Annotated in this window: 24 protein-coding genes; 14 read left to right on the forward strand and 10 right to left on the reverse strand. The window is 72.7% G+C overall.

What is annotated here, in order from left to right:
- Nucleotides 1-5: 5 nt before the first annotated feature.
- The 3 genes from AB0H37_RS32545 to AB0H37_RS32555 form a co-directional block, all read right to left on the reverse strand.
- Nucleotides 6-797: an enoyl-CoA hydratase/isomerase family protein gene (locus AB0H37_RS32545; protein WP_179834748.1), complete on the reverse strand. Its 792-nt coding sequence runs from the start codon at nt 795-797 to the stop codon at nt 6-8.
- Nucleotides 794-1,759, reverse strand: a complete 966-nt coding sequence (locus tag AB0H37_RS32550; protein WP_360616722.1) for an alpha/beta hydrolase — start codon at nt 1,757-1,759, stop codon at nt 794-796. Before AB0H37_RS32550 ends, AB0H37_RS32545 begins: the two co-directional genes overlap by 4 nt.
- A 93-nt stretch (nt 1,760-1,852) precedes the next feature.
- Nucleotides 1,853-2,602, reverse strand: a complete 750-nt coding sequence (locus tag AB0H37_RS32555) for a gamma-glutamyl-gamma-aminobutyrate hydrolase family protein (RefSeq protein ID WP_329091118.1) — start codon at nt 2,600-2,602, stop codon at nt 1,853-1,855.
- Between the two features lie 613 nt (nt 2,603-3,215).
- Between AB0H37_RS32555 and AB0H37_RS32560 the strand changes: the two genes are divergently transcribed.
- Nucleotides 3,216-4,271, forward strand: coding sequence for a globin domain-containing protein (locus AB0H37_RS32560; RefSeq protein ID WP_360616723.1), 1,056 nt, complete (start codon nt 3,216-3,218; stop codon nt 4,269-4,271).
- A gap of 6 nt (nt 4,272-4,277) precedes the next feature.
- On the opposite strand, the gene AB0H37_RS32565 is transcribed toward AB0H37_RS32560, so the two are convergent.
- On the reverse strand, nt 4,278-5,084 hold the full coding sequence (locus AB0H37_RS32565; protein WP_329091123.1) for a helix-turn-helix transcriptional regulator: 807 nt from the start codon (nt 5,082-5,084) through the stop codon (nt 4,278-4,280).
- 117 nt (nt 5,085-5,201) lie between these two features.
- Here AB0H37_RS32565 and AB0H37_RS32570 point away from each other — a divergent pair, with 117 nt between their 5' ends.
- A complete protein-coding gene (locus tag AB0H37_RS32570) occupies nt 5,202-5,606 on the forward strand; it encodes a PaaI family thioesterase (RefSeq protein WP_329091124.1) in 405 nt (134 codons plus the stop codon).
- A gap of 25 nt (nt 5,607-5,631) precedes the next feature.
- Here AB0H37_RS32570 and AB0H37_RS32575 read toward each other — a convergent pair whose 3' ends face one another.
- Both AB0H37_RS32575 and thyX read right to left on the reverse strand, forming a co-directional pair.
- Nucleotides 5,632-6,354 (reverse strand): dienelactone hydrolase family protein, encoded by a 723-nt coding sequence (locus AB0H37_RS32575; protein ID WP_360616724.1) that lies wholly within the window; start codon nt 6,352-6,354, stop codon nt 5,632-5,634.
- Between the two features lie 60 nt (nt 6,355-6,414).
- Entirely contained in the window at nt 6,415-7,212 is a 798-nt protein-coding gene (thyX, locus tag AB0H37_RS32580; protein ID WP_179834741.1) for an FAD-dependent thymidylate synthase, read from the reverse strand.
- Between the two features lie 161 nt (nt 7,213-7,373).
- On the opposite strand from thyX, the gene AB0H37_RS32585 reads away from it, so the two are divergent.
- The 3 genes from AB0H37_RS32585 to AB0H37_RS32595 all read left to right on the forward strand — a co-directional run bounded on the left by AB0H37_RS32585 (nt 7,374) and on the right by AB0H37_RS32595 (nt 11,955).
- Complete coding sequence (locus AB0H37_RS32585; protein WP_360616725.1) at nt 7,374-9,485, forward strand: molybdopterin-dependent oxidoreductase; 2,112 nt, start codon at nt 7,374-7,376, stop codon at nt 9,483-9,485.
- Between the two features lie 519 nt (nt 9,486-10,004).
- Complete coding sequence (locus AB0H37_RS32590) at nt 10,005-10,523, forward strand: DinB family protein (RefSeq protein WP_360616726.1); 519 nt, start codon at nt 10,005-10,007, stop codon at nt 10,521-10,523.
- Nucleotides 10,524-10,701: 178 nt separating this feature from the next.
- Entirely contained in the window at nt 10,702-11,955 is a 1,254-nt protein-coding gene (locus tag AB0H37_RS32595) for a DUF1266 domain-containing protein (RefSeq protein WP_360616727.1), read from the forward strand.
- Between the two features lie 9 nt (nt 11,956-11,964).
- Here AB0H37_RS32595 and add read toward each other — a convergent pair whose 3' ends face one another.
- Nucleotides 11,965-12,987, reverse strand: coding sequence for an adenosine deaminase (add, locus tag AB0H37_RS32600; protein WP_329091135.1), 1,023 nt, complete (start codon nt 12,985-12,987; stop codon nt 11,965-11,967).
- Nucleotides 12,988-13,086: 99 nt separating this feature from the next.
- Here add and AB0H37_RS32605 point away from each other — a divergent pair, with 99 nt between their 5' ends.
- A complete protein-coding gene (locus AB0H37_RS32605) occupies nt 13,087-14,061 on the forward strand; it encodes a YafY family protein (RefSeq protein WP_360616728.1) in 975 nt (324 codons plus the stop codon).
- A 59-nt stretch (nt 14,062-14,120) separates the two neighbouring features.
- Here AB0H37_RS32605 and AB0H37_RS32610 read toward each other — a convergent pair whose 3' ends face one another.
- The 3 genes from AB0H37_RS32610 to AB0H37_RS32620 all read right to left on the reverse strand — a co-directional run bounded on the left by AB0H37_RS32610 (nt 14,121) and on the right by AB0H37_RS32620 (nt 17,681).
- On the reverse strand, nt 14,121-15,038 hold the full coding sequence (locus AB0H37_RS32610) for an SDR family oxidoreductase (protein ID WP_360616729.1): 918 nt from the start codon (nt 15,036-15,038) through the stop codon (nt 14,121-14,123).
- A gap of 69 nt (nt 15,039-15,107) precedes the next feature.
- Nucleotides 15,108-15,254, reverse strand: coding sequence for a GPGG-motif small membrane protein (locus tag AB0H37_RS32615; protein WP_165959128.1), 147 nt, complete (start codon nt 15,252-15,254; stop codon nt 15,108-15,110).
- Nucleotides 15,255-15,518: 264 nt separating this feature from the next.
- Nucleotides 15,519-17,681, reverse strand: coding sequence for an anthranilate synthase component I (locus AB0H37_RS32620; RefSeq protein WP_360616730.1), 2,163 nt, complete (start codon nt 17,679-17,681; stop codon nt 15,519-15,521).
- 535 nt (nt 17,682-18,216) lie between these two features.
- Between AB0H37_RS32620 and AB0H37_RS32625 the strand changes: the two genes are divergently transcribed.
- The 8 genes from AB0H37_RS32625 (at nt 18,217) to AB0H37_RS32660 (ending at nt 26,277) form a co-directional block, all read left to right on the forward strand.
- On the forward strand, nt 18,217-18,468 hold the full coding sequence (locus tag AB0H37_RS32625) for a DUF3311 domain-containing protein (protein ID WP_329091147.1): 252 nt from the start codon (nt 18,217-18,219) through the stop codon (nt 18,466-18,468).
- Nucleotides 18,469-18,472: 4 nt separating this feature from the next.
- The gene (gene mctP, locus AB0H37_RS32630; protein WP_329091149.1) at nt 18,473-20,083 is read left to right on the forward strand and encodes a monocarboxylate uptake permease MctP; all 1,611 of its coding nucleotides are present in this window, start codon (nt 18,473-18,475) and stop codon (nt 20,081-20,083) included.
- A 278-nt stretch (nt 20,084-20,361) separates the two neighbouring features.
- The gene (locus AB0H37_RS32635; RefSeq protein WP_329091152.1) at nt 20,362-21,462 is read left to right on the forward strand and encodes a hypothetical protein; all 1,101 of its coding nucleotides are present in this window, start codon (nt 20,362-20,364) and stop codon (nt 21,460-21,462) included.
- Nucleotides 21,459-22,409: a DUF6772 family protein gene (locus tag AB0H37_RS32640; RefSeq protein WP_179834731.1), complete on the forward strand. Its 951-nt coding sequence runs from the start codon at nt 21,459-21,461 to the stop codon at nt 22,407-22,409. The genes AB0H37_RS32635 and AB0H37_RS32640 overlap by 4 nt, the downstream gene beginning before the upstream one ends.
- A gap of 14 nt (nt 22,410-22,423) precedes the next feature.
- Nucleotides 22,424-22,765 carry a hypothetical protein gene (locus AB0H37_RS32645; protein WP_329091155.1) on the forward strand — a complete coding sequence of 114 codons (342 nt, stop codon included), beginning with the start codon at nt 22,424-22,426 and terminating at the stop codon, nt 22,763-22,765.
- Nucleotides 22,766-22,778: 13 nt separating this feature from the next.
- Nucleotides 22,779-24,293: an ABC transporter substrate-binding protein gene (locus AB0H37_RS32650; RefSeq protein ID WP_329091157.1), complete on the forward strand. Its 1,515-nt coding sequence runs from the start codon at nt 22,779-22,781 to the stop codon at nt 24,291-24,293.
- A complete protein-coding gene (locus AB0H37_RS32655; RefSeq protein ID WP_329091159.1) occupies nt 24,290-25,351 on the forward strand; it encodes a LacI family DNA-binding transcriptional regulator in 1,062 nt (353 codons plus the stop codon). The genes AB0H37_RS32650 and AB0H37_RS32655 overlap by 4 nt, the downstream gene beginning before the upstream one ends.
- A complete protein-coding gene (locus AB0H37_RS32660; protein WP_360616731.1) occupies nt 25,351-26,277 on the forward strand; it encodes an ABC transporter permease in 927 nt (308 codons plus the stop codon). Before AB0H37_RS32655 ends, AB0H37_RS32660 begins: the two co-directional genes overlap by 1 nt.
- Nucleotides 26,278-26,287 lie beyond the last annotated feature (10 nt).

Raw genomic sequence — 26,287 nt, forward strand, 5'->3', positions numbered from 1 at the left:
GCGCCTCAGCCGAACCGGGGCGGGCGCTTCTCCCGGACCGCCGCGACGCCCTCGCGCACGTCCGGCCCGGTGAACCCGAAGAACTCCATCGCCAGGGAGGCGTCGAACGTCGGCCCGGCGAGGCGCAGCCAGTTGTTCAGCGCGTGCTTGGTGAACGACAGCGCCTCGGCGGGCCCGGCGGCGAGCCGGCCGGCGATCTCCAGCGCGCGCTCGTGCACCTGCGCGTCGTCCACGCACAGCGAGACCAGGCCGATCCGCTCGGCCTCCTCGCCGGTGAGGACGTCGTTGAGCAGCAGGTAGTACTTGGCCTTCGCGAGCCCGCACAGCAGCGGCCACACGATCGCCGCGTGGTCGCCGGCCGCAACGCCCAGCCGCGTGTGACCATCGATGATCTTCGCGGTGCGGCCCGCGACGGAGACGTCGGCCAGCAGCGCGACCGCGAGCCCCGCCCCCACCGCCGGGCCCTGGACGGCGCTGACCACCGGCTTGGAGCAGTTCAGCACGTTCATCACGATGTCGCGGGCCTCGCGCATGATCCGGCGGCGGGCGGCGTGGTCGGTCATCATCTCCTCGATCATGGCGAGGTCTCCGCCGGCGGAGAACGCCGTCCCCTCCCCCCGCACGAGCACCACGCGCGCCTCGTCGTCGGCGTCGGCGTCGCGCCAGATCTCCGCCAGCTCGCGGTGCCCGGTGGTGTCGACCGCGTTCAGCTTGCCCGGCGTGCTGATGGTGACCCGCAGCACCCCGTCCGCCGCCCAGTCGATCTTCAGCCGCTCGTACGCGTCGTACCGCGTCATGCCGCACTCCCCTGCCGCGAGTGGTCGTCGAATGCCGCGCGCAATCGTCGCACAGCGAACTCCACCGCCTCGGCGCCGGCGTCGAAGATCTCGGGCAGCAGGAAGAAGGAGTGCACGACGCCGTCGTAGCGGCGCAGCTCGACCGGCACGCCGGCCGCGGCGAGGCGGCGCGCGTAGCCCTCGGCCTCGTCGCGAAGGATGTCGCACTCGGCGGTGATCACGGTGGCGGGCGCGGCGCCGGCCAGGTCCGGGGCGCGCAGCGGGGCGAGCCGGGGGTCGGACGGGTCGGCGCCGTCCCGGTAGAGGTCCATGAACCGGGCGAGCGACCCGGCGTCCAGCCCGTAGCCCGTCCCGTACTCCCGCCAGCTCGGGGTGTCCTTCGCCGTGTCGGTCACCGGGTAGACGAGCAGCTGGTGGGCGAGGGGGACCCCGGCGTCCCTGGCCAGCAGCGCGGCGACGGCGGCGAGGTTCCCGCCGGCGCTGTCGCCGGCGACCGCCACGGCCCCGCTCAGCACGCCGTACCGGCCGGGCTCGCGCGCCACCGAGGACACCACGGCCCAGGCGTCGTCCACCGCCGCGGGGAACGGGTGCTCCGGAGCCAGCCGGTAGCCGACGTTCAGCACGACGCACCCCGCCGAGGCCGCCAGGTCGCGGCAGAAGGCGTCCACGTTGTCGAGGCCACCGAGCACCCACCCCCCGCCGTGCAGGTACACGACGGCCGGCAGCGGCCCCCGCTCGGGCGGCGCCGGGCGGTACAGGCGCACCGGCACGGGCCCCCCTGAGCCGGGCACCTCGATGTCGCCGACCCACGGAAGCTCGCGCCGCACGACCGGGAAGGCCGCGCCGATCCGCTCCCGCATCTCCGCGATCGTGGGCTCGGCGGGCCCGTCCCGCCCCGATGGCGCGGCGGTCCACGAGGCGAGCTGCTCCAGAAAGCTCACGGTCTGCGGGTGCAGGGGCATGCGGCGGCCTCCGGTGGGGGGACAACGGCGGAAATCCACCCGTCGACTTGCCCGGTGACCCGGCCGCCAATCCCCTGCGTCGGCTCCCCCGCGTCAGCGTCCGGCGGCTGCGACGACGAGGGCCTCGAACAGCCGCCTGTCGTCGCCCTCCTCGGGATGCCACTGCACTCCGAGGCCGAAACGGTGGCCCTGCAGCTCCACCGCCTCCACCACCTGGTCCTCGGTCCACGCGACGGCGGTCAGGCCCTTGCCGAGGCGGCTCACCGCCTGGTGGTGGTAGGTGGGGACGTCGGACGAGGCGCCGAGGATCCCGCCGATCCGGCTCCCCTCGCCGATCCGCACGCGGTGCGAGCCGACGAGCCCGGCCTCCGGGGCGTGCCCCCTGTGGCCCACCGCCTCCGGCAGGTGCTGGACGAGGGCACCGCCGCGCGCGACGTTCAGCACCTGCATGCCCCTGCAGATCGCCAGGAACGGCAGGTCGGCGTCGACGGCGGCGCGGGCGAGGGCCAGCTCGAACCGGTCGCGCTGCGGCTGCGGCGGCCCGGTCTCGGGATGCCGGACGGCGCCGTACAGCTCCGGGTCGAGATCGCCGCCACCCGCCAGCACGACGCCGTCCAGCCGGGAGACCAGGGTGTCCAGTCCGCGCAGGGTCGCGGCCGGGGGCAGCAGGACCGGGACGCCGCCGGCCCGCTCGACCGAGCGCGCGTACGGCACGGGCAGCAGTGCCGCCTCGCGCACCCAGACCCCCCAGCGAGCCGGCTCCTGGTAGGTGGTGATGCCGATGAGCGGCGGCCCGCCCTCACCGGCCGCCGGATGCGGCGCTCCGCGCGCGGCTCCTGACATGCGTTTCTCCCCCCGTGCTGGACACCGGCCCCAGGGCGCCTGCCGGCACGGGTGATCTGCCTGCCGGCCGCACGTCACCGTGCGTCACCCGCCCCTGTGCCGTCCGCCCACGGCCCTCCTCCTGGGTCAGCTTGCCGCACGGCGCGGATCTCCGCCGCCGGAAGCGGCGAGATCGCCGCACCGCGATGCCGGGGGGCGGTGGCCGGGCTCCCGGGACGGCACGGAGCAGGAAACACCGAATAATTCTGAAATCTTCTTCCCTGATGCAGGTTCTTCCTCCCCTTCCGGACGGTTCTTCCCGAACATTCCCTCCCAGATCGGATACCGATCAGTATGCGTTGACCGTTTCACTTACCGTCTGTCACGCTGAATTGACGTGCCATTACGTTGAGTAGCGATCTTGTATCCCCGTGAGAGCGATCCATTGAACACCTGCGGAGATGAGTGAGAGAATCTCACCAACTCGGGCAGCACGCACGCCCGGATCGTCCGTCAGCCCTGCCGTCCGACCGCCGAAAACCGCCCGATGGGGAGGCGAGCCGACCGAATGTCACCGGAAACTCGCGTTATCAAAGAATGCTTCGCACGCCTTGAGGCCGACTCTGCGAGCGCCATGCGCTATTTCTACGGCCGCCTTTTCGCGGCGCGGCCGCGGCTGCGAACCCTGTTCCCGCCCGCGATGGGCGACCAGCACGACCGGTTCTTCCACGCGCTCAGCCGGATCGTGTGGAGCCAGGACAACCCCGAGGAACTCGCCCGTCACCTGGAGGGCCTCGGCCGCGGCCACCGCAAGTACGGAGTGCTGCGCGAGCACTATCCGGCCGTCGAGGAGGCCCTGACCGCGACGCTGCGCGCCTTCGCCTCCGACGTCTGGACGGCCGAGGCCGAGGCCGCCTGGCGCGCCGCCTACCGCTCCGCGGCCGACGCCATGGCCGGCGCGGCGGAGCGGGACGCCCTGGACGCCCCGCCGTGGTGGGTCGCCGAGGTCGTGCGGCACGAACGCCGCGCCTTCGACCTCGCCGTCCTCACGCTGCGCCCCGAGCGGCCCCTGCCGTTCACGCCCGGGCAGCACGTGAGCGTGCAGGCGGCCCGCTGGCCCCGGGTCTGGCGGCCGTACTCGATCGCGAACGCGCCCCGCCGGGACGGCACGATCTGCCTGCACGTCCGGGCCCGCCCCGCCGGGTGGGTGGGCGGCGCGCTGGTCCGGAACACCGGCCTGGGCGACAGCGTGCTGCTGGGCCCGCCGGACGGCACGATGACCCTCGACCCTGACTCGGGCCGCCCTCTCCTGCTGATCGGCGGCGGCACGGGCCTGGCCCCCGTGAAGGCGCTGGCCGAGCAGGCCCTCGCCTCGGATGCGGGCCGCGAGGTCCTGCTGGTCGTGGCGGCCCGCACCGAGGGCGGCCTCTACGACCTCCCCGCGCTGCGGCAGCTGGAGTCCGCCCACGCCCGGCTCCAGGTCGTGCCCGTGGTGTCCCGCGAACCCGCGGCCGGCGCCCTCGCCGGCCGCGTGCCCGACGTCCTGCCCCAACTCCTGGAAGGATCCGGCGGCCACGACGCCTACGTGGCCGGGCCCGCCCCGCTCGTCCGCGCGACGGTCACCGCCCTGCAGCGGCTCGGCGTGCCGCTGGCGCGCGTCCACCACGACCTGCTCACGGCCGGGGACTGACGCCCGTCACCAGCCGGCGCGCTCCCGCAGGAACTCGGTCGTCTTCGCGTCCGCCGGGTAGAACGACTCGATCGCCAGTTCCGCCACCGTGATGTCGACCGGCGTCCCGAAGGTCGCGATCGTGCTGAAGAACGACAGCTCCCGGCCCTCCACCCGCATCCGCAGCGGAACGAAGACCTCGTGGCTCGCGGGCGGGGCGATCGCCTCCCCCACGTCGCCGGGGAAGCTCCGCAGTTCCCTGTACAGCTGGGCGAGCGCCGCGTCCGCGGTCAGCGCCACATGCCGCCGCACGCGGTCGATCATGTGGGCCCGCCACTCCGCCAGGTTCAGGATGTTCTTCGCCATCCCGTCCGGGTGCATGCTGAGCCGCAGCACGTTCAGCGGCGGCTCCAGCAGCTCCGGCGGCGCGCCCTCCATGAAGAACGCCGCCGCGCCGTTGGCGTCGATCAGGTTCCAGAACCGGTCCACGACCACCGCCGGATAGGGCTCGTGACCCTCCAGAACCTGCCGGAGCGCCGCACGGACCGTGTCCATCTTCGGTTCCTCGATCGGCGTCTCGTCGAACACCGGCGCGTACCCGGCCGCCACGAGCAGCAGGTTGCGGTCGCGCAGCGGCACGTCCAGGTGCTCGGCCAGCCGCAGCACCATCTCCCGGCTCGGCGCCGAGCGCCCCGTCTCCACGAAGCTGAGGTGCCGCGTCGACACGTCCGCCTCCGACGCCAGCTCCAGCTGGCTCAGCCTGCGCCGCTGCCGCCAGGCCCGGAGCTGGTCCCCGATCGGGCGCACGTCGCTCAACCCCGTCGTCATCGTCATCACGTCTCGACGGTAGCCGCTTCCAGGTCAGGTCCACGATGACGTGCGAGGTAATGGACGCGGCGAGGCCGGGGCGACCAGGGTGGGGGGCCGACCACCCCCGCCGCAGGAGGCCTCATGACGACCGGGCTCACCCCCGACCAGCTGACCGACGCCATGCCGTTCGCCCGCGCGCTCGGCATGGAGATCGACACCGCGGGGCCCGAGGAGGTCACCGGCCACCTGGAATGGGCCCCCGACCGCTGCACCGCCGGCGGGCTCATGCACGGCGGCGCCCTCATGGCCATGGCCGACACGCTCGGCGCGGCGTGCGCGTTCCTCAACCTCCCGCCGGACACCTTCACCTCGACGCTGGAGTCCAAGACCAACTTCTTCCGCGGGGTCAGGGAGGGGCGCGTCCGGGGCGTCTCCCGCCCGCTGCACACCGGCCGGACCTCGATCGTCGTCCAGACCGACCTCTTCGACGCGACCGGGCGCCGTGTCGCCCAGGTGACCCAGACCCAGGCCGTGCTCCGTCCCTGATCTCGCCGGTCAACGGCCGGCGCCTTTACGTTGTAGATTTTTTGGTGACGTGCTCGGCGAAGAACGCGAGGATGCGCTCCCAGCCGTCCGGGGCGTTCTCGCGGCCCCTCCCGAACCCCATGACGATCTTCGCGATCGGGCCGAACGGGGGCGGCGGCGTGAGGTCGGTGAGGAACCCGTGCCCGGTCCCCGGGTACTCCTTCACGTCATGCGTCACGCCGGCGGCCGTGAGGGCGCTCTCCAGCCTGCCCGCGGCCCCCCGCAGCGACGGGTCGGCGGCGCCGTAACTGCCGACGATCGGGCACGCGCCCCGCAGGGACTCCTCCGGCCGGCGCGGCAGGATCCCGTAGTTGGCCGCGGCGGCCTGGAAGTCGTACTTCGCCGCCGCGACCAGCGCGAACCCGCCGCCCATGCAGAACCCGCACACCCCGACGCCACCGGTGCAGTCGTCCCGGCCGGCGAGCCATGCGCGGGCCGCCTCGATGTGGTCGTAGGTCGGCCCGCGCTGGGCGCGCATGTCGCGCATCGCCTTGGCGACGCAGCGCACCCAGGGCGCCCCGTCGTAGAGATCGGGCAGGACGGCGAGATACCCGTGGGCGGCGAACCGGTCGGCCTGGGCGCGCATGTCGTCGTTCGCGCCCATCGCCTCGAACACGATCACGACGCCCGGCCAGGGCCCCTCGCCCTCGGGGACGGCGAGGTAGCCGGGAAGCTCGGCGGCACCCACCGGAATAGAGATGTCAGACATAGCGTCCAATAATCCCTCAGGCGGACCGGTGCGCCTAGGCCCGACACGGACGGCGCGGGATCAGACCTTGCGCCACTGCGGCACCCAGGAGCCGTCCTCGACGACGTAGTCGCCGAACAGGTCCGGGGCCTCCGCCCGCATCACCTCGCCGATCTTGCTGAAGAGCAGCCGGATCTCCTCCTCGGCGCCGGGCGCGGTGCGGTTCTCCAGGGTGTGGCGCAGGGTGCGGACGTTGGCCGTCCAGACCAGGCCGGTGCCGACGCCCTCGGGGGCGAAGCGGCGCATGAACGAGGTCTTGTGCTTCTTCTCCTTGAACGGCACGCCCGCGTCGTCCAGGCCGAAGTGCGCGGCCATCCAGCCCTGGAACTCCTCCATCTGCTCCAGCATCGCGGTGGCGCGCTTCATCAGCTCGGGGTCCTCGCGGGCCCACTCCGGGAACCAGAAGGGGATGTCCTGCAGCCGGACGAACCGCAGCGACTCCTGCGAGATGGCCACGCCCGGACGGTGCCGGACGAGCTCGTGGGTCAGCACCCGGCTCACGTTGTGCAGGACGAAGCTGAAGCTGACGTGCTCCAGCACCGAGCCGTGCAGGCTGCGCAGGATGTTCTCCAGGTACTGGCCGGAGTCGGTGCGGATCTTGGTGACATTGGGATTGAGGCCCGGCTCCCAGGAGCGGTAGCAGAGCCGGCCCGCGAACTCGGCGAGGTTCTGCGGGTCGTTCAGCTCGTCGTCGAGCTCGCCCCGGTCGAGCCGCTCCAGCCAGCCCTCCCCGCCCACGTCCCGCAGGTACCGGGCGACCTCGTCGTAGTCCAGTTCGGGCCGCGCAACGAGGAACACCTCGGGCTCGACGCTCTTCACTCTCGTTCCCCCTACGGGTCGTTTCCGTCGCCCCTTAGGAAACCACCCCGGCACCCCGGCCGCGACCCGGGGCACGGCCATCGAGGGTAATGAACGTCCTGGATGACGCTCATGGTGTCATGCCGCACACTGGAGAGGTTCGTCCAGCTAGGGGAGGTTCTATGCCATCGGAGCTGACAGTGCTGGGGGCCTGCCCGCTGGACTGCCCCGACGGCTGCTCGTGGGTGGTCACCGTGCGGGACGGGGCGGCGGTCCGGCTGCGCGGCAATCCCGACCACCCCTACACGCGCGGGGCGCTGTGCGCGAAGGTGAACCGGTGGCTGGAGCGCGCCGCCCAGCCGGACCGCATCCTTCACCCGCTGCGCCGGGTGGGCGCCAAGGGCGAGGGGCGGTTCGAGCGCATCGGGTGGGACGAGGCGCTCGACGAGATCGCCGCGCGGCTGGAGGACGTCGCCCGGGAGCACGGCGGCGAGGCGATCTGGCCCTACTGGGGGACGGGCACGCTCGGCTACCTGCAGGGCCTCGAAGGGTACTCCGGCCGGCGGTTCTTCAACCTGCTCGGAGCCTCGGCCCACGACGCGAACATCTGCTCGGCGGCGGGCAGCGCCGGGATGACCGAGGCGGTCGGCTCACCGGGCGGCATGGACCCCGAGGACCTCGCGCACGCCCGGCTCGTCCTGCTGTGGGGCACGAACCCCCTGACCAGCGGCCACCACGTGTGGAAGTTCGTCCAGGACGCGCGGAAGGCGGGCGCGCACCTGGTGGCGATCGACCCCGTGCGGACGCGGACGGCGCGGCAGGCCGACGAGCACCTGGCGCCCCTGCCCGGAACGGACGGGGCGCTCGCGCTCGGCCTGCTCCACGTCATCGTGGGCCTCGGCGCGCAGGACGCGGGCTTCCTGGCCCGCAACACGCTCGGATGGGAGGAGTTCCGGGACCGGATCGCCGAGTACCCGCCGGACCGGGCCGCGCGGATCACCGGCGTCCCCGCGGACCGCATCGTCGCGCTCGGCGAGCGGATCGCCCGCACCCGCCCCACCGCGATCCGCGCGACGCAGGGGCTCCAGCGGCACTCCGGCGGCGGGGCCGCCCTGCGGCTGATCGCCGCCATCCCCGCCGTGACCGGCGACTGGGCGCGGCGCGGCGGCGGGCTCGCGTTCTCCACGTCCGGCCACGTGAGGCTGGACAAGGCCGCATTGTGGCGCGACGACCTGCGCCCCCACCCGGTGCGGACGCTGTCGATGAGCCGCCTCGGCGAGGGCCTGCTGGACGTCCAGGACCCGCCGGTCAAGGCCCTGTTCGTCATCGCGGCGAACCCCGCGGGCAGCACGCCGCACCAGAACAAGGTGCGCCGCGGCCTGGCCCGCGACGACCTGTTCACCGTGGTCCTGGAGCAGTTCCCGACCGACACCGTGGACTACGCCGACATCGTGCTGCCCGCGACGGCGCAGCACGAGCACACCGACCTGCACGAGGGCTACGGGCACCTGTACCTCACATGGAACGAGCCGGCGGTGGCGCCGCCCGGCGAGTGCCTGCCGACGACCGAGACCTTCCGCCGCCTGGCGCGCCGGATGGGCCTGCGGGAGCCGGCCCTGTACGACTCCGACGAGAGCCTCGCCGAACAACTGCTCGCGTCGGACCACCCGTGGATGGCGGGCGTCACGCTGGACCGGCTCCGCAAGGAGGGCTACGTGCGCATGTCGGTCCCGGACCCGTTCCTGCCGTACGCCGACGGCTTCCCCACCCCGTCGGGACGGTTCGAGTTCCGCTCCCCCGCCGCGGGGCTCGCCGGATACGTCCCACCCGCGGAGGTCGCCGACGAGAAGCGGGCCGAGAAGTACCCGCTCGCCCTGATCTCGGCGGCGTCGCACGAGTTCCTCAACACCCAGTTCGCCAACAACCCGGAACTGCGGCGCCGCTCGGGCGGCCTCACCGTCCGCCTCCACGAGGACGACGCGAGGGCGCGGGGGCTGAGCGACGGGCAGCGGGTCGCCGTCGGCAACGACCGGGGCGCCTTCGAGGCCGTCCTGAAGATCACCGACGAGGTCCGCCCCGGCGTCGCGGCGACCGACAAGGGCCACTGGGCCAAGCTCTCCGGCGGCTCCAACGCGAACGCCGTGGTCGACGAGCGCGACACCGACCTCGGTGCCGGCCCCGTCTTCCACGACACCCGCGTAGAGATCACCGCCCTACCGGCGCCACCGCGCCTGGCCGGGCCCCTTGCAGGTGTAGACCCGGCCGTTGGCGGTGCCGACCGCCCCGGCGGGTGAGCAGAACGCGCCCGGATGGACGGTGCGCGCCGGCGGGCGTGCGCTGGTCCGCCTCGGCCGAGGGGTCCTGTGCATCGACGGCTTCGGCCTGACCTTGCGAACGCCGGGCCGGCCGGTCGGGCGGGCACGGCGCTTGGGGGAAGCGGTCGAGGGGATCGGCGCCGGTGAGGACGACGCCCGGGAGGAGGGCGTCGCGCGACCGGACGCCAGCTTTCCGGTGGAGGCCACGGGAGACGGCGGAGCGGCCGGACCGGCGGCGCTGCCGATCCCCATGCCGACGGCGCATCCGCCGAGTCCGCCGAAGAGCAGGCACGCGCCGGCGATGACCACCACGACGGAACCTGACAAACCGCCGCGCGGCGCCGGTGGACGAGGAGATCGTGGCGGAACGGGCTGTGGGTACATCGGCGGCTCCTGGTCGATGATGTACCGGTGTGACGTGTCCCCCTCGGTGGGAGTTGACCGGCGGAAGCGATATCCCGTGGATCCCCGGGTGCCCGTAGGCAAGGATTCGCTCTCATGACATGGACTGCGCCCGCGGTGAATCGCGGCGACTTCCCTTTCGGAGACGATGAGCGTGCGTCTCTGGAGGCGTATCTGGACTTCCACCGCGCCACCTTGCTGCTCAAGTGCAGCGGACTGACCGGGGAACAACTCGCGTCAAGGCCGCTGCCGACCACGAGCCTGACGTTGCTCGGCCTTGTGCGGCACCTTGCGGAGAACGAGCGCTGGTGGTTCCGCCGCAATTTCGACAAGCAGGGCACACTGGGTGACCTGTACTGCTCGCAGGAGCATCCCGACGGGGACTTCGACCTCGGCGACGCGGAGAGCGCCCAAGAGGACTTCGCCGTCTACACCAGGGAGGTCGAACTGGCCCGGCAGACCGCGCGGGGCCGGTCACTGGAGGAGGAGTTCCCAGGGAGGAACCGCGCGCTGACACTGCGCTGGGTCTACCTCCACATGCTCGAGGAATACGCACGCCACAACGGCCACGCCGACCTCCTGCGCGAAGCCGTCGACGGCCGCACCGGAGAATGAAGGGCCGACGAGAACCTTCGGAACGCGGCGTGCGCGTCCGGCGCTCGGTCGCCCGCGGGACCTCTCGACCAGCGAGTCCGTCGCCGTCCAGGCGGCTCCGGCTGTCCGGGTCGGCGGCTTTCCGTACGGACGGGTGTCGAGATCATTGCGGGCGGTACGGTGTGGCCTGGAGGGATCGATGACGTTTCAGGCCGATACCGGCGCCGTGCTCGACCGCGCCAGGAAGTACGAGCGGCAGGGCCGGGCCGAGGAGGCCGCGGCCGCCTACGCGAACGCAGCCGAGGCCATGGAGGCGCGCGGCGACCTGGCGTCCGCCGCGGCGGCGCGGGCGCGGTACGCGCGGGCGCTCGCCGCCGCGGGCAGGACCGGCGAGGCGCAGCGCGTCCTCGACGTCCTCGACCGGGCGGCCGCCTCGATGCCGGCCGAGGTCCGGGCGGGGCTGGACGCGCAGGCGGCGCATGTCCTGGCCGCCGCGGGCCGGACGGGTGAGGCCGCGCGGCGCGCCTGGGCCGCGATGTCGGGGTTCGGGTCACTGCAGGATCCCAAGCGCGCCGGCGCCGCGGGCGTGCACGCCGCGCGGCTGATCCTGAAGGACGCGGGCCCGCGCGGCGCGCTGCGGCCGCTGCGCGAGCTGGTGGCGCAGATGCCGCCCGGCGGCGAGGCCCACCGGCAGGTCGCCGAGCTGCTCGCGGACGCCGAGCGGCGCCCCGACCGCGACCACGACATCCTCGTCACCGACCCCGGCAGCGCCGCGTGGGGACGGCTCGCAGCGGCCCTCGCCGTCGGCGCCCACCTGGCCGTTGGAAACGGCGTCGCATGGAACAGCCTCGCCGACCACGAGGGCGCCCGCGACGACCGGGTGCTGCTGGAGCGCGACTGGGGCATCACCGACTCCGAGGGCTGGCGCGAGCAGATGGACGCGCTGCTCGACGCCCGCAACAGCGACCCGGCGATCCAGATGGTGCTCGACCGGCGCGGCAGGGGCACCGACAAGCGGGCCTGGCAGGACGCGATCGTCGCCTGGTGCGGCGAGCGCGACATCTCCGAGCAGACCGTCCGGGAGGTCGTGGAGCTGTCCGAGGCGGTCCTGCGCTACGAGGCGCGGTTCCGGGCGGACGGCCTGCTCCCGCCCGACGGCCGGGTCGAGAGCGTCTACGGCTACGACTTCGGGCGCGCGGTGAACATGGCCCGCTGGGGCCTGAACGCCGGGTACTGCGACGCCGAGGAGGCCGAGAAGTGCGTTCTCACGGCGGGGCACCGCGCCCACCAGGTGTACGCGTCGTGGGAGGGGTTCTCGGCCGGGTACGTCCTCGGCCGGATGCTGCGGTTCGACGAGGGCGAGTTCGGCGAATGGTACGAACGCTCCCTCACCGGCCACCGCGTCCTCGCCGAGGACCCGGGCAGCCCGTGGCGGCGCATGGCCTGGGGCTGACCGTCCGGCTCAGCCCAGCGCGTCGATGTCGGCGATGATCGCCTTGCGTCCCTCCTCGTCCAGCGACGAGGCCGTCACGGCGTTGCGGGCCAGGGCGGCCAGCTCGGCGCGGCCGAGCCCGAACGCCTCGGCGGCGACGCGGTACTCGCCGGTGAGGGTCGTGTTGAACATCGGCGGGTCGTCGCTGTTCAGGGTGACGAACAGCCCTTCCTCCAGCATCCGCGGAAGGGGGTGGGCGGCGAGGTCCGCGACCTGGCCCGTGCAGACGTTGGAGGTCGGGCACACCTCCAGCGGCAGCTGCGTCTCGCGCAGGTGGGCGACGAGGCGCGGGTCGTCCAGGCAGTTGGTGCCGTGGCCGATGCGCTCGGCGCCGAGCCCCTCGATGGCCTCCCAGATCGTCTCCGGGCCGGTCATCTCTCCCGCGTGCGGAACGCTGCGCAGGCCGGCGGCGCGGGCGGCGGCGAAGGCGTCCCGGAACGCGTCCCGGAACGGCGGGCGGCACTGCTCGATGCCGCCGATCCCGAACCCGACGAGCGTCTCCGGCGGGTGGTGCAGCGCGTGGTCGAGGGTGCCGCGGGCGCCCTCGGCGCCGAACTCGCCGGGGATGTCGAAGATGTAGGAGAGGCGGATGCCGAGCCGGTCGCGGGCCTCGCGGGCGGCGAGGTCGAGCGCCTCGGTCACCGCGGGCATCGGCATCCCGGCCCGCTGGTGGGTGTACGGCGTGACGGTCAGCTCGACGTACCGGACGTTCTGCGCGGCGAGGTCGCGGGCGATGCCGGAGACGAGCGTGCCGACGTCCTCCGGCGCGCGGACGAGGCTGGAGACCGACTCGTACACCTCGGCGAAGTGCGGGAAGTCGCGGAACTCGTAGAAGGCGCGCAGCTCGCGCTCGTCGACGGGGACGGGCCCGTCCGGGTGGCGGCGGGCGAGTTCGAGGACGGTCGGGACGGAGGCGGAGCCCACGAGGTGGACGTGGAGCTCGACCTTCGGGAGGGCGTCGATGAACGCCGCGATGCTGGTGTCGGTAGGCACGCCGCGAAATTAACAGCCACCCGACCCGTCGGGACAGGCGAATGCGGCGAACCTCCCACGAAATTGTCAGGAACCCTCCCGTTCGGCAGGATGGTCACCGTGCGCGCCGCCCGACTGATCTCCGCCGTGCTGCTCCTGCAGTCGCGGGAGACGATGACCGCCGCCGAGCTGGCGTGCGAGCTGGAGGTGTCCGAGCGCACCGTCTACCGGGACATGGAGGCGCTGTCGGCGGCCGGGGTGCCGGTCTACGCCGACCAGGGGCGCGGCGGCGGGTACCGGCTGGTCGGCGGCTACCGGACGCGGCTCACCGGGCTCACCCGCGAGGAGGCCGAGGCGCTGTTCCTGTCCGGGCTGCCCGGCCCCGCCGGGGACATGGGCCGCGCCGACGCGCTCGCGGCCGCCGAGCTGAAGGTCCTCGCCGCGCTGCCGAGGGCGCTGCGGGACGCGCCCTCCCGCGCGAACCAGCGCTTCCATCTCGACGCGCCCGGCTGGTTCGGCGAGAGCGGGCCGCCGCCGCTGCTGCGCGACCTCGCCCGCGCCGTGTGGGACGACGAGACTGTGGAGCTGCGCTACCGCCGCAAGGACTCCGAGGTCACCCGGACGGCCGAGCCGTACGGGCTCGTCCTCAAGAACGGCACGTGGTACCTGGTCGCACGGACCGGCGGCGGGCACCGCACCTACCGGGTGGACCGCGTCGCCGCCGTCCGCCCCACCGGGGCGTTCTTCCGGCGCGACGAGGACTTCGACCTCGCCGGGCACTGGCGGGTGCAGGCCGCCGCCTTCGTGCGGTCGGTCCTGCGCGAGGAGGCCACGGTGCGCCTGTCCCCCACCGGCATGCGGATCCTGCGGTACGCCGTCGAGCCGTACGCGGCCCGGCAGGCGGCCGCGGCCGCCGGCGAGCCCGACGAGCGGGGGTGGGTGGTGACCACGCTGCCCGTGGAGTCGACGGCCGTCGCGGTGTCCGAGCTGATGCGGCTCGGACCCGAGGTCGAGATCCTCGCCCCGCCGGAGCTGCGGGAGTGGATGGCGGGCAACGCCGCCCGGCTCGCCGAGCTGTACCGGACGGCGGACTGACCCGCCCGGCGCCGGCCCGCGCGGCCGGTCCTGCCCGCCGCCGCGGTCCGGGGCGCCGGCTACCGGTAGCCGGTGACGTCGGCGGGACGGCCCGCCTGCTCCACCTCGACGATGTAGCGCCAGGCGTCGGGGCGGCTGCCGTCCGCGTCGGTGAACCCGTAGACCTGGGCGAGCCCGCCGCTGGACAGCGACGCCCCGTTCCAGCGCGCCCGGTCCGGGTCGGCGGCCAGGGCCGCGACGGCGCGCCCGACGAACGCCGGCGACTCGGAGATCGCGAAGTGCGGCGTCGCCTTCGTGGCGTCGCGCCAGGTGTCCTCGGTGACGCCGTAGTTGTCGAGCATCGCCTCCGAGCGCAGCCATCCCGGCGTCAGCGAGAGGGCCGTCGCGCCGTAGGGCGCGATCTCCTCCGACTGGGCGAGGGCCATCCGGATGACGGCGCTCTTGGCGAGGTCGTAGAAGTAGCCGCATTCCTTGCGGTACGCCGCGTTGTACTCGGCGGTCCCGTCCGTGATCTCCACGACCAGGCCGCCGGGCTCGCGGATCAGCAGCGGCAGGGCGCAGTGGCTGGTGATGGCGTGGGTGTCGACGGCCAGCCTGAGCATGCGCAGGCCGTCGGTCAGGGACTGCTCCCACAGCGGCCTGCCGAACTCGAAGAGCCGGTCCGCGCCCCAGACGTCGTTGACGAGGACGTCCAGGCGGCCGCGCTCCTCGTCGATGCGGCGGACGAGGGCGGCGACCCGCGCCGGGTCGAGGTGGTCGACCTGGACGGCGATGCCCTCGCCGCCCGCGGCCGTCACCTGCTCGGCGGTCTCCTCGATGGTCTCGGGACGGTCCATCTCCGACCGGTGGGTCCGGGTGGACCGTCCCGTCACGTAGACGGTCGCGCCCGCTGCGCCGAGCTGGACGGCGATTCCCCGTCCCGCTCCGCGCGTGGCGCCCGCGACCAGTGCGGTCTTTCCTCTCAGTGCACGGCTCATGGGAATGATGCTGGCACCGAAACCTGACAGTTCACGTCAGGGTTTCACCCCGGCCGGCCGTGTTTTCGGTCAGGTGAAGATGCTCACCCCGCCGGGGCCGACGAGGAGTCCGACGACGATGAGCACGATGCCCCAGAGCAGGTCGCGCCGCGCGAGGATCACGTAGATGCCGGCGATCACCAGGATGACCGCGATGAGCCACAGGATTGTCATCATGACCCCCGGCGTCCCCCCAGGGAAGGCCAAGAAACCACAATCTCGTTGCGGATGACCGAATTACCCGTTTTGTTGCGGAGGAGGGAGGACGGGCCTCCCCCCTCCGCGGGATAACGGCGATCACCCGCGCCGCGGAAGGGCGGCGCGCTGTGGCCGGGAACAAGTCTTCCGCCGCGACGGGGGCCGCGACAGGAACCTCAGGCCCATTTGCGGGCCCCGGTCCCTAGTGCTTCGGAACTACGGACGCCTCCACCCAGAGGACTGTCAGCCCCGGGAGCGGCACAGGCGCAGGACGTTGGCGACGATGCGGTGCCCGGCGCCCCCGGCGGCGGTGAGGATCGACTCCGGATGGAACTGCACCGCCCAGCGCCGCCGCACCGGGTCCTCGATGCCCATGACGACGTCCCCGGTCAGCGCCGTGATCTGGAACCCCTTCACCCGGTCGGGCGTGGCGTGCAGCGAGTGGTAGCGGGCGGCGGTGAACTCCTCCGGCAGGCCCTCGAACAGGTCGCCCCCCGTGACCTTCACCTGGCCGGGCTTGCCGTGGGACGGCTCGGGCAACAGGGCCAGCTCGCCGCCGGCGTGCTCGACCATCGCCTGCAGCCCGAGGCAGACGCCGAAGACCGGCAGCTCGCGTGCGCCCAACTCGTCCAGGAGGGCGCGGGCGCCGAAGTCCTCCGGGCGTCCGGGGCCGGGCGACAGCACGACCAGGTCGGGCGCGTGCTCGTCCAGCAGCCGCACCGGGAACCCGTGCCGCAGGGTCACCACGGAGGCGCCGTGCTGCCGGAAGTAGTCGGCGAGGGTGTTGACGAACGAGTCCTCGTGGTCGACGAGCAGCACCTTGACGCCCTCGCCCGGCTGCTCGGGGAGCGGCGCCTCCTTCGGCGCGGCCCCGCCGCCCGTCCGCGCGGCGGCGAGCGCGCTCAGCAGGGCGCTGGCCTTGAGGTGCGTCTCGCGCTCCTCCTCGTCGGGATCGGAGTCGTAGAGCAGCGTCGCCCCGGCCCGGACGGTCGCCACGCCGTCGCGGATCTGCGCGGTCCGCAGCGTCAGGCCGGTGTTCATCGAGCCGTCGAAGCCGACGCAGCCGACCGCGCCGCCGTACCAGCGGCGGGGCGAGTCCTCGTGGTCCTCGATGAACTGCATCGCCCACGTCTTGGGCGCGCCCGTGACGGTCACCGCCCACATGTGGGTGAGGAACGCGTCGAGCGCGTCGAAGCCAGGGCGCAGCCGCCCTTCGATGTGGTCGACGGTGTGGATGAGCCGGGAGTAGATCTCGATCTGCCGGCGGCCGAGGACGCGCACGCTGCCGGGCACGCAGATCCGGGACTTGTCGTTGCGGTCCACGTCGGTGCACATGGTCAGCTCGGACTCGTCCTTCGCCGAGGACAGGATCGTGCGGATCTGCTCGGCGTCCTCCAGCGGATCGGCGCCGCGCCTGATCGTCCCGGCGATCGGGCAGGTCTCGACGCGGTCGCCGCTGACCCGGACGAACATCTCGGGCGACGCGCCGACCAGGAACTCGCCCTCGCCGAGGTTGAACAGGAACTCGTACGGGGCCGGGTTGGACTCACGCAGCCGCTCGAAGAACGCGGCGGGCGCGTCGCAGCGCCCGTACATCGTGTGCCCCGGCGTGACCTCGAACAGGTCGCCCCTGACGAACTTCTCCTTGGCGTCCCGCACCATCTGCGCGTACACGCCGGGGACGGGCTGCGCCGGGATGCCGGCACGCCGCCGGACCGGCGTCGCCCCGGTGTCGCGCGGCAGCCCGGCGGTGCCCGACCCGTCCACCTCGAACTCGTAGGAGATCCGGTGCGAGGTCTCGCGCTTGCGGTCGACGACGACCATCTCGTCGGCCAGGTGCAGGACGAGGTCGCGCTGGTCGTCGGGCCGCTCCAGCCTGGTCCGCAGGGGCTCGAACTGCAGCGACAGGTCGTACCCGAACGCCCCGTAGAGGCCGAGGTGCGGGTCGTCGCAGCGGAACAGGTCGACGACGGCGCGCAGCGCGGTGAAGACGGTCGGCTGGCGGCTGCGCTCCTCCTCGGTGAAGAAGCCCTCGGCCGCCGGGACGAAGAGCTCGAACAGGCCGGGCTCGTCCGTCCGCACCTCGCCGACGGCGCGCAGCGCGCCCGCCAGCGCGGGCAGGACGACCCGGCCGCGCCCGTTCAGGGGGTGGACGGCGACGGTCCGGCCGCGCGCGACGATCTCCAGGCAGGGATCGACGTAGGCCATGTGCCAGCGGCTGTAGCGGCCCGGGTACTCCATGCCGGAGCTGAGCACGCCGCCGCGCCGCTCCCCCACGGCGGCGACGAGGACGTTCAGCGCGTCGGACTTGCGCTCGGAGTCGACCGGGACGGCGGTACGGGTCACCCGTACGCCCCCGGCCGTGACGAAGTCGCTGGTCAGCGGCTGTCGTGAGACGGTCTCCACCGCGGTGGCCCCTCATGTCGGGCCCCCACCGGGCGTCGTGAAGACGAAACGACCGCCGGGTGAGGGCGGTCGCCTGGTTAGAACATGCGCGAACCGGCACCGCCTCAGCGGCGCCACCACCACCGGGAGGCTGCGGTTCGCATGCGGGGAGATTACCACGGACGTACTCGCAGGATCCCCCGCACGCGGAGAGCAGCACCCATGACCAGGAAGAACACCGAGGTCGTGCTGGGCGGGGCCGACCATCTCGCGCTCGTGGGCGGCGGCATGGGGCAGAGGGGCGACCGAGCTCCACCGGCGACCCGCGGCACGAGCCGGACACGGCGGCCGGGCGTCCCGCCCGACCGCCCCTTGACCCGGTGCCGGCCGGTTCCCCACCTGGCCCTTCCCAGGGTGGAGCGATCCATCGAAGTCGTGCCGCGGCCGATATCCGGCTGTGACCAGGGGGTGTGTAGGCTCGCCCGGCCGCACCCCCGGCACGGTCCCGTCCCGCGACCCGGGCGGACCGTGCGCGGGCAAGACGAGGAGGACCCCCATGACTCCCGACGACTCCCGGGAACCGACTCCGACCCAGCCCCCGCCGCCGGACGCCGACCGCACCGACCGGAGCCCCTGGAACTGGCTCCTGATCCTGCCCGTCGCGCTCCCGCTGCTCACCTTCCTCTACAACAGCGACAAGCCCCGCCTCGCGGGCTTCCCCGCCTTCTACTGGATCCAGCTGGCCTTCATCCCGCTGGGCGTCGCCTGCACGGTCCTCGTGTACCAGATGACGAAGAAGCGGGGCTGAGCCGATGGCACGCGACCACCTCACCGAGATCATCGTCTTCGCGGTCCTGTTCCTGCTGGTCAGCGGGATGGGATTCGTCGCCGCCCGATGGCGGCGGCCCGACTCCATGCACAGCCTGGACGAGTGGGGCCTCGGCGGCCGCAGCTTCGGCAGCTGGATCACCTGGTTCCTGATCGGCGGCGACCTCTACACCGCCTACACGTTCGTCGCCGTCCCGGCCCTGGTGTTCGGCGCGGGCGCGGCGGGCTTCTTCGCCGTCCCGTACACGATCGTCGTGTACCCGCTGGTGTTCCTGGTACTGATCAAACTCTGGTCGGTGTCGCACGTGCACGGCTTCGTGACGCCGGCCGACTTCGTCCGGGCCCGGTTCGGCTCCCCGACGCTGGCGCTCGTCATCGCGATCACCGGCATCGTCGCCACGATGCCCTACATCGCGCTGCAACTGGTCGGCATCGAGGCGGTGCTGAAGGCGATGGGCGTGAACGGGCACTGGCCGATCATCATCGCGTTCGTGATCCTCGCCGCCTACACCTACCAGTCCGGGCTGCGCGCCCCCGCGCTGATCGCCTTCGTCAAGGACGTGCTGATCTACCTGGTCATCATCGTCGCGGTGCTCTACATCCCGGCGAAGCTCGGCGGCTGGGGCGACATCTTCGACGCGGCCAAGGCCAAGTTCGACAAGACGCCCGCGCCCGGCGACGGCGTCACGATCGCCGGCAGCGGCCAGCTGAACTACGCGATGCTGGCGCTCGGCTCGGCGATGGCGCTGTTCCTCTACCCGCACAGCATCACCGGCGTGCTGGCCGGCAAGAACCGCAACGTGATCAAGCGGAACATGGCGGCGCTGCCCGCCTACAGCTTCGTGCTCGGCCTGATCGCGCTGCTCGGCTACATGGCCATCGCGGCGGGCGTGAAGCCGGTCAGCACCGACGGCAAGCCCGACACCAACACCGTGGTCCCGCTCCTGTTCGACCACATGTTCCCGGACTGGTTCGCCGGCGTGGCGTTCGCCGCCGTCGGCATCGGCGCGCTGGTCCCGGCGGCGATCATGTCGATCGCGGCGGCCAACCTGTTCACCCGCAACATCTACAAGGAGTACATCCGCCGCGACGCCGACGCCAAGGAGGAGGCGACCGTCAGCAAGCTGGTCTCGCTGATCGTCAAGGCCGGCGCGGTCGTGTGCATCCTCGCGCTCGACCCGGAGTTCTCCATCGACCTGCAGCTCATCGGCGGCGTCATCATCCTGCAGACGCTGCCGGCGGTGGGGCTCGGCCTCCTCACCCGCTGGTTCCACCGCGGCGCCCTCATCGCGGGCTGGGCCGCCGGCATGGCGGCGGGCCTGTGGATGCTGTACCGGATCCCGAACCCGGTGAAGGGCAAGGAGCACTTCGGCGGCTCGGCCTACCCGCTGAGCGACCTCGGCCTGGACACCAAGACCACGGTGTACGTCGGCATGCTGGCGCTCGCCGTCAACGTGGTGGTCGCGGTCGCCGGAACCCTGGTGTGCAGGGCCGCCAAGCTCGCGGACGGCAAGGACGCGACGCGCGCGGCGGACTACCTCGCCGACGAGGGCGACCCGAAGATCAATGATCTGGAGCTCAGCTCCAGCACCTGATCCGGCCCGGCCGACCAATGGCGGCGCCGCCGCGTCACGCTCCCGGACCCACCGGGAGCGGACGGGCGGCGCCGCCTTCGCGTTCCGGTCGCCCAACCCTGCTCCGGTAACACCGTCCTCCCCTCGACCAGCACGCCGACGGCCCGGCTGTCCGCTCACGCGGACGGCCGGGTCGTTTGCTTTTCGGCTCTTGACAGGCGGATGGGTGAACATCCATGGTGTGTGAACGATCACGTTAACGTTAATGTGACACTCCCGACAACGGAAGGCCTCCTCGTATGAGGACACCGCGTCCCCCCGCCCGTCCCCTCGCGACCCTGACCGCCGCCCTCGCCGCCGCGGCGCTGCTCGTCCCCGCCGCGAGCGCGCAGGCCGCGCAGGGCCCGCACCGCAGGCTCGACCTGCGGATCGCGACCTACAACACCTGCGGGCACGGATGCCTGCCGACCACGCAGGCCTGCGTCGACACCATCGGGCGCGACTGCGCCACCAAGCTCGAGCCCTGGGCCGACGGGCGCGCCGCGCGGGTCGCCGACGACATCGTCCGGGCGCGCGCCGGGGTCGTCGTCACCCAGGAGATCGGCAACAACCCCACGCCGACGCAGCCCGGCGTGGACGTGGAGTCGTTCCGCGCCCCGCTGACGAAGGCGATGCGCGCCCGCGGCTACGCCGAGGCGCCCGCCGACTACGCCGGGACCAGGCACCCGCAGGCGGGCTACCCGCTGAAGTCCGGCGCCGGCCGCTTCACCTACTACGACGCCCGCAGGTTCTCCCACCTGGACGAACGCGGCCGCGCGCTCCCCCACGACCTGCTGTGGCTGCCGGACTCCACCGAGATCTACGGCAAGACGATGACCTGGAACACCCTGCGCGACCTGCGCTCCGGGATGCGGTTCGTGGTCGTCGACATGCACCTGGAGTACCGCAAGAACGGCGCGACCGACCCCAACGGCTGGACCAAGAACTGGGACGAGGTCCGCTACCTCGACGCGCGCCGGACGGCCGAGTACCTCACCCGGGACAACCCCTACACCCGGCGGCTGCCGATCGTGTTCGCCGGCGACATGAACTCGGCGTCGAAGGAGGACGGCCACAGCGCCTACGACGCCTTCTCCGACGTCGGCTACGCCGACTCGTTCGAGTCCGCGCCCGCGAACCGCCGCACCGGCGCCGAGTACGCCTCGTTCAACGGCGGCAAGATCCCGCTGCCGAGGGCCGAGGACAAGATCGACCACATCTTCGTCCGCAACGGCACGCGCGTCCTGCAGTGGACGCTCGTCCCGCAGACCGCCGCACAGGCCGGCGAGCCGCGCGACCTGCTGCGGTCCGACCACAACCTGGTGCACGCCACCGTCAGGATTCAGGAGCCCACCCGATGAGCACCCCCGCGAGCGAGCAGTCGCTGGCCGCGCAACTGCGCAGGGCCGACCCCGCCCTGTCCCGCTTCAACCCGCTGGACCGGATCCTCGTCCACGACGAGTTCAACACCGGCACGCACGGCTGGATCGAACTGCTCGGCAACTACGACGGGCACGGCGACCTCGACACCGTCGACGACCACATGCGCGACTTCCGGCCGCCGCAGCTCAGCTCCTGCAACTTCTTCGACGTCGGCACGCACGGCGCGATGTCCGGGACGTACGCGCTGAAGGTGGCGACGCGCCCGGTGGCCGGGCACACCGGCGTCGCGATCCGGCGGCTCACGATGGCCGGACGGGGGCGCGTGCAGTTCGAGGCCTACCTGACCTTCAAGACCGAGGCCGCCTCGGAGGAGAACCAGGCGGCGCACAAGGCGGGCGCCGGCGAGTGGGACGCGAACCTGCACCCCTCCGAGCAGCAGTTCGGCGCGTTCACCATCGCGACCGACATCTGCGACGGCGTCCGCTACCACTGCGTCGCCCGCTACCTGAACACCGACGTGGAGAACCGGCTGCGGCGCGAGTGGGTGTACCCGACGGTGCCCGAGCCGACCCCGCGCGAGCACTTCGAAGGCAAGATCAAGCTGCCGCCGACCGCCGACTTCACCGCCCCGGAACCGGACGACTGGAAGCCGTTCGGCGGCCCGCAGGAACTCTGCTACAACGAAGTGCCGACCAAGGTGAACTGGCACTACGTGCGCTGGGTGATCGACACCAGCACGCGATCGAACATCGAACTGCAGGTCAACGACACCGTCTACGACATGCGCGACGTGCCGGTGCCGCCGTACGAGGAGGAGTACGGCTCCCTGCAGAACCTCCTGAACTTCTACGTCTCGGTCAGGACGCACACCGACGTGCGCAACTTCCTGTACCTGGACTCCGTCCTGATCTCGGTCGACTGGTGAGGAGCCCCCGGAACATGCGCGAGTCGTTCACGGCGGTCCTGGAACGCAACCGCACCCTCGCGGGCGGTTTCGCGACGGAACCGTACGAGGTGGCGTGGGCCGCGGAGGCCCGCTGGTTCGTCCGGACGCTGGAGCGGGCCGGGACCGGCACCCTGATGCGGGTCACCACGCAGGTCTCCCCCGACGGCCTGCACTGGTGCGACCTCGACCCCGAGCGGGAGGTGACCGGCGACCTCGTCACCTGGGAGTCGTCCGGCTTCGGCGGCTGGCTGCGGCTGAAGGGCGCCGTCGAGGGCGACGCCGACGGCGGCGAGGCGTCGGCGAAGGTCATGATCTACCTCGCGCTGAAGAGCTGAGAGAGGAGCCGTCATGGACGTGCGCAGGCGCGAGTTCCTCGCCCTGACCGGCCTGGCCGCCTCCGCGGTGGCGCTCGGCGGCTGCGCGACGCCGGGGGCGGCGGCCGCGCCGGACGGCTCGCTGCGCGCCGCGTTCGGGCAGCCGGTCACCGACCTCGACCCCTACAACGCGGGGACGGCGGTCGACGAGGCGTCGCTGATCGTCAAGCGGCTGGTGTTCGACACGCTCGTCCGCTACGAGGGCGGGCGGCTCGCGCCCGGCCTGGCGACGTCGTGGCGGCGGACGGACGACACGACGTGGGTGTTCGACCTGCGTCCCGGCGTCCGCTTCCACGACGGGAGCCCGCTGACCGCGCGGGACGTCGTCGCCTGCGTGGAGCGCACCAAGGCCGTGAAGTCGGCGCAGTCCGCGCTGTGGGCCACGGTGAAGTCCGCGCGGGCGGACGGCGACCACCGGGTCACGTTCGTGACGGACGGTCCGATGGGCACCCTGCCGGTGAACCTGACGCTGCTGTTCATCGTGCCGGCCCGGCGCGTCGCCGACCCGGCGCAGAAGCGCCGCCCGGTGGGCTCGGGCCCGTTCCGCGTGACGGGGTTCACCCCGTCGACCAACGTGGAGCTGGCCCGGTTCGACGGGTACTGGGGAGGCCGCGCCGGGCTGCCCGGCATCTCGATGCCCTTCATCGCCGAGACCTCCAGCGCCATCACGGCGCTGCGGAACGGGGACGTCGACCTGCTGTGGCCCGTCCCGTCCGACCAGCTCGGCGAGGTGCGGGGCCGGCGCGGGGTCAGGGTCGAGACCGTGCCGAGCTGGACCTACTACCTCACCTGGTTCAACTGCGGCCGCAAGCCGTTCACCGATCCGCGGGTACGGCGGGCGATGTGGCAGGCCCTCGACATGGAGGAGATCGTCGGGAAGCTGTTCGGCGCGGGCGCCGAACAGATGCGCGCGCCGATCCCCTCCACCGTCTTCGGCTACGCCGAGCAGCAGCCGTACCGGCACGACCCGGCCGCGGCCCGCGCGGCGCTGCGCGCCGCGGGCCTCGGGGACGGCTTCGAGACCACGATGATGTGGTTCGACGCCACCGGTCCCCTCGCCCGGGAGCTGGCCCAGTCGATGATCTCGGCGTGGGCCCGGATCGGGGTGGAGGTCAGGCCGCAGAGCATCGAGAAGGCCCAGTGGCTGCAGCGCCTCAACTCCCTCGACTGGGACATGGAGCTGCAGACCAACACCGTGACGACCGGCGACGCCGCGTTCACCCTCGGCCGGCTCTACACCTCCAAGGCCGACCGGATGGGCTACCGCAACCCCGGACTGGACGCGGTGCTCGCCGAGGCCGGGCAGGCCGCCGACCCCGAGCGGCGCGAGGAGCTGTACGCGCGGGCCTGCAAGACGATCTGGGACGACGCGGTCGGGATCTTCCCCGCCGCGCTCACCACCGCCTACGGGCTGCGGACCGGGCTCACCGGCTTCACCCCGGCGGCGAACAACCAGCCGGACCTGTCCACGGTCAGGAGGAACCCATGACACCCCGCCGCAGGGCCACCCTGCGGGACATCGCGACCGCCCTCGACCTGTCGGTCAACACCGTGTCCCGCGCCCTGGCAGGCAAGGACGCGGTCAGCCCCGAGACCCGCGAGCGGGTGCGGGCCGAGGCCGAACGCCTCGGCTACGTCCCGAACACGATGGCGCGGTCCCTCGTGCAGGGCAACGCGATGACCCTCGGGCTGGTCATCACCAACCCGTCCAACCCCTTCTACACGCGTCTGATCAGCGCGATCGAGGAGCGCGGCCGGGTCCGCGGCTACTCGCTGATGCTGATGGTCACCGAGGACAGCGTGGACAACGAGCGGCGCGTCGTGGACGAGCTGATGCGCTGGGGCGTGGACGGCGTCCTCGCGGTGCCCGTCCAGCACGGGATCGAGCACTGGGACCGGCTCCGCAAGTCCGGGACACCCGTCGTCCTGGTCAACCGCGACCTGCCGGGGCTCGACACCGACCTCGTCGGCGTCGACTACTACGACAGCGCGCGGCGCGCCACCGAGCACCTCGTCGCCGAGGGCGCCCGCGACCTGTACCTGGTCGAGGAGGACCTGGACATCTCGCCCGTGGCGGAGCGCGTCCGGGGGTTCCGGGCCGTGCTCGACGAGCACGGCATCGCGGTCCGCGACGACCACATGGTGAAGGTGCCGACCCGGCGCCGCGAGGCCAGCTCCCAGCCGTGGGACCCGGTGGACTCCTACGAGATCGGCCGCGGCCTCGCCGCCCGCGTCGGGCCTGGCGCCGCCGTACTGGCCGGCAACGACTACTTCGCGCTCGGCGTGTACCGGGCGCTCACCGAGCACGGGCTGAGCATCCCCGGCGACGTCCGCGTCGCCGGGCACGGCGACCACCCGTTCGCCGCCTACCTCGCGCCACCGCTCACCACGGTCCGGCTGCCGGCCGCCGGCGTCGGCGCCGCCGCGGTGGACCGGCTCCTCGAACGGATGTCGGGCGAGTCCGGCGCGGGCTCCCCGCGGCAGACCCTGCTGCCCGCGGAACTGGTCGTCCGCGCCTCGTCGCGGACCGCGAACGGAGGCGGCTGATGGGACGGTTCCTGCTGAGGCGCGCCGGTCAGGCCCTCATCGTGGCCTGGGGCGCCGTCACGGTCGTGTTCCTCGTCGTGCGCGTCGTCCCCGGCGACCCCGCGACGCTGATCCTCGGGCCGGACGCCAGCCCCGCGCAGCTGGCCTCCGTCCGCGCCGACTTCGGGCTGGACGAGCCGCTCTGGCGGCAGTACATCGCGCACATGGGCGAGATACTGCGCGGCGACTTCGGCGACTCGTGGCGGCTCGGCGGCGGCGCGATGGGCGCCGTCCTCGACCGGTTCCCCGCCACCCTGACGCTGGCCGCGCTCGCCCTGGTCATCACCCTCGCCGTCGGCTACCCGCTCGGCATGCTGTGCGCGCGGCGGCCCGGCAAGATCCTCGACCTGCTGGTCTCCACGGGCTCGCTGGTCGGGCAGGCGGTGCCGTCGTTCTGGCTCGGCATCGTGCTGATCCTGCTGTTCGCCCGGCAGCTGAACTGGCTGCCGAGCACGGCGGGCGGCGGCCCGGAGGCGGTGATCCTGCCCTCGGTCACGCTGGCGCTGCCGTTCGTCGGATGGCTGGCCCGGCTCGTCCGCAACGGCGCCCTGGAGGAGAGCGGCAAGGACTACGTCCGCACCGCCCGCGCGAAGGGGACCGGTGAGGGCGCCGTGATGTACGTGCACGTGGCGCGCAACATCGCGCTGCCCGTCGTCACCGTCCTCGGGCTGCTGATGGGCAACTTCATCGCCAACGCGGTGATCATCGAGGTCGTGTTCTCCTGGCCGGGCATCGGCTCGCTGATGGTGGACGCGATCACCAACCGCGACTACGCCGTCGTCGAGGCCGCGATCGTCACGATCACGGTCTCCTACATCGCGCTGAACCTCCTCGTGGACGTCCTGTGCGTCGCCCTCGATCCACGACTGACTCCGGAGAACGCATGAGCGCAGCGAA

This window comes from Actinomadura sp. NPDC023710 (genome assembly GCF_040639875.1).
Taxonomy (GTDB): Bacteria; Actinomycetota; Actinomycetes; order Streptosporangiales; family Streptosporangiaceae; genus Spirillospora; species Spirillospora citrea.

Coding starts and splice junctions, on each gene's coding strand:
- AB0H37_RS32545 (WP_179834748.1), bottom strand. CDS start 797: ATGACGCGGTACGACGCGTACGAGCGGCTGAAGATCGACTGGGCGGCG.
- AB0H37_RS32550 (WP_360616722.1), bottom strand. CDS start 1,759: ATGCCCCTGCACCCGCAGACCGTGAGCTTTCTGGAGCAGCTCGCCTCG.
- AB0H37_RS32555 (WP_329091118.1), bottom strand. CDS start 2,602: ATGTCAGGAGCCGCGCGCGGAGCGCCGCATCCGGCGGCCGGTGAGGGC.
- AB0H37_RS32560 (WP_360616723.1), top strand. CDS start 3,216: ATGCGCTATTTCTACGGCCGCCTTTTCGCGGCGCGGCCGCGGCTGCGA.
- AB0H37_RS32565 (WP_329091123.1), bottom strand. CDS start 5,084: ATGACGATGACGACGGGGTTGAGCGACGTGCGCCCGATCGGGGACCAG.
- AB0H37_RS32570 (WP_329091124.1), top strand. CDS start 5,202: ATGACGACCGGGCTCACCCCCGACCAGCTGACCGACGCCATGCCGTTC.
- AB0H37_RS32575 (WP_360616724.1), bottom strand. CDS start 6,354: ATGTCTGACATCTCTATTCCGGTGGGTGCCGCCGAGCTTCCCGGCTAC.
- AB0H37_RS32585 (WP_360616725.1), top strand. CDS start 7,374: ATGCCATCGGAGCTGACAGTGCTGGGGGCCTGCCCGCTGGACTGCCCC.
- AB0H37_RS32590 (WP_360616726.1), top strand. CDS start 10,005: ATGACATGGACTGCGCCCGCGGTGAATCGCGGCGACTTCCCTTTCGGA.
- AB0H37_RS32595 (WP_360616727.1), top strand. CDS start 10,702: ATGACGTTTCAGGCCGATACCGGCGCCGTGCTCGACCGCGCCAGGAAG.
- AB0H37_RS32610 (WP_360616729.1), bottom strand. CDS start 15,038: ATGAGCCGTGCACTGAGAGGAAAGACCGCACTGGTCGCGGGCGCCACG.
- AB0H37_RS32615 (WP_165959128.1), bottom strand. CDS start 15,254: ATGATGACAATCCTGTGGCTCATCGCGGTCATCCTGGTGATCGCCGGC.
- AB0H37_RS32625 (WP_329091147.1), top strand. CDS start 18,217: ATGACTCCCGACGACTCCCGGGAACCGACTCCGACCCAGCCCCCGCCG.
- mctP (WP_329091149.1), top strand. CDS start 18,473: ATGGCACGCGACCACCTCACCGAGATCATCGTCTTCGCGGTCCTGTTC.
- AB0H37_RS32635 (WP_329091152.1), top strand. CDS start 20,362: ATGAGGACACCGCGTCCCCCCGCCCGTCCCCTCGCGACCCTGACCGCC.
- AB0H37_RS32640 (WP_179834731.1), top strand. CDS start 21,459: ATGAGCACCCCCGCGAGCGAGCAGTCGCTGGCCGCGCAACTGCGCAGG.
- AB0H37_RS32645 (WP_329091155.1), top strand. CDS start 22,424: ATGCGCGAGTCGTTCACGGCGGTCCTGGAACGCAACCGCACCCTCGCG.
- AB0H37_RS32650 (WP_329091157.1), top strand. CDS start 22,779: ATGGACGTGCGCAGGCGCGAGTTCCTCGCCCTGACCGGCCTGGCCGCC.
- AB0H37_RS32655 (WP_329091159.1), top strand. CDS start 24,290: ATGACACCCCGCCGCAGGGCCACCCTGCGGGACATCGCGACCGCCCTC.
- AB0H37_RS32660 (WP_360616731.1), top strand. CDS start 25,351: ATGGGACGGTTCCTGCTGAGGCGCGCCGGTCAGGCCCTCATCGTGGCC.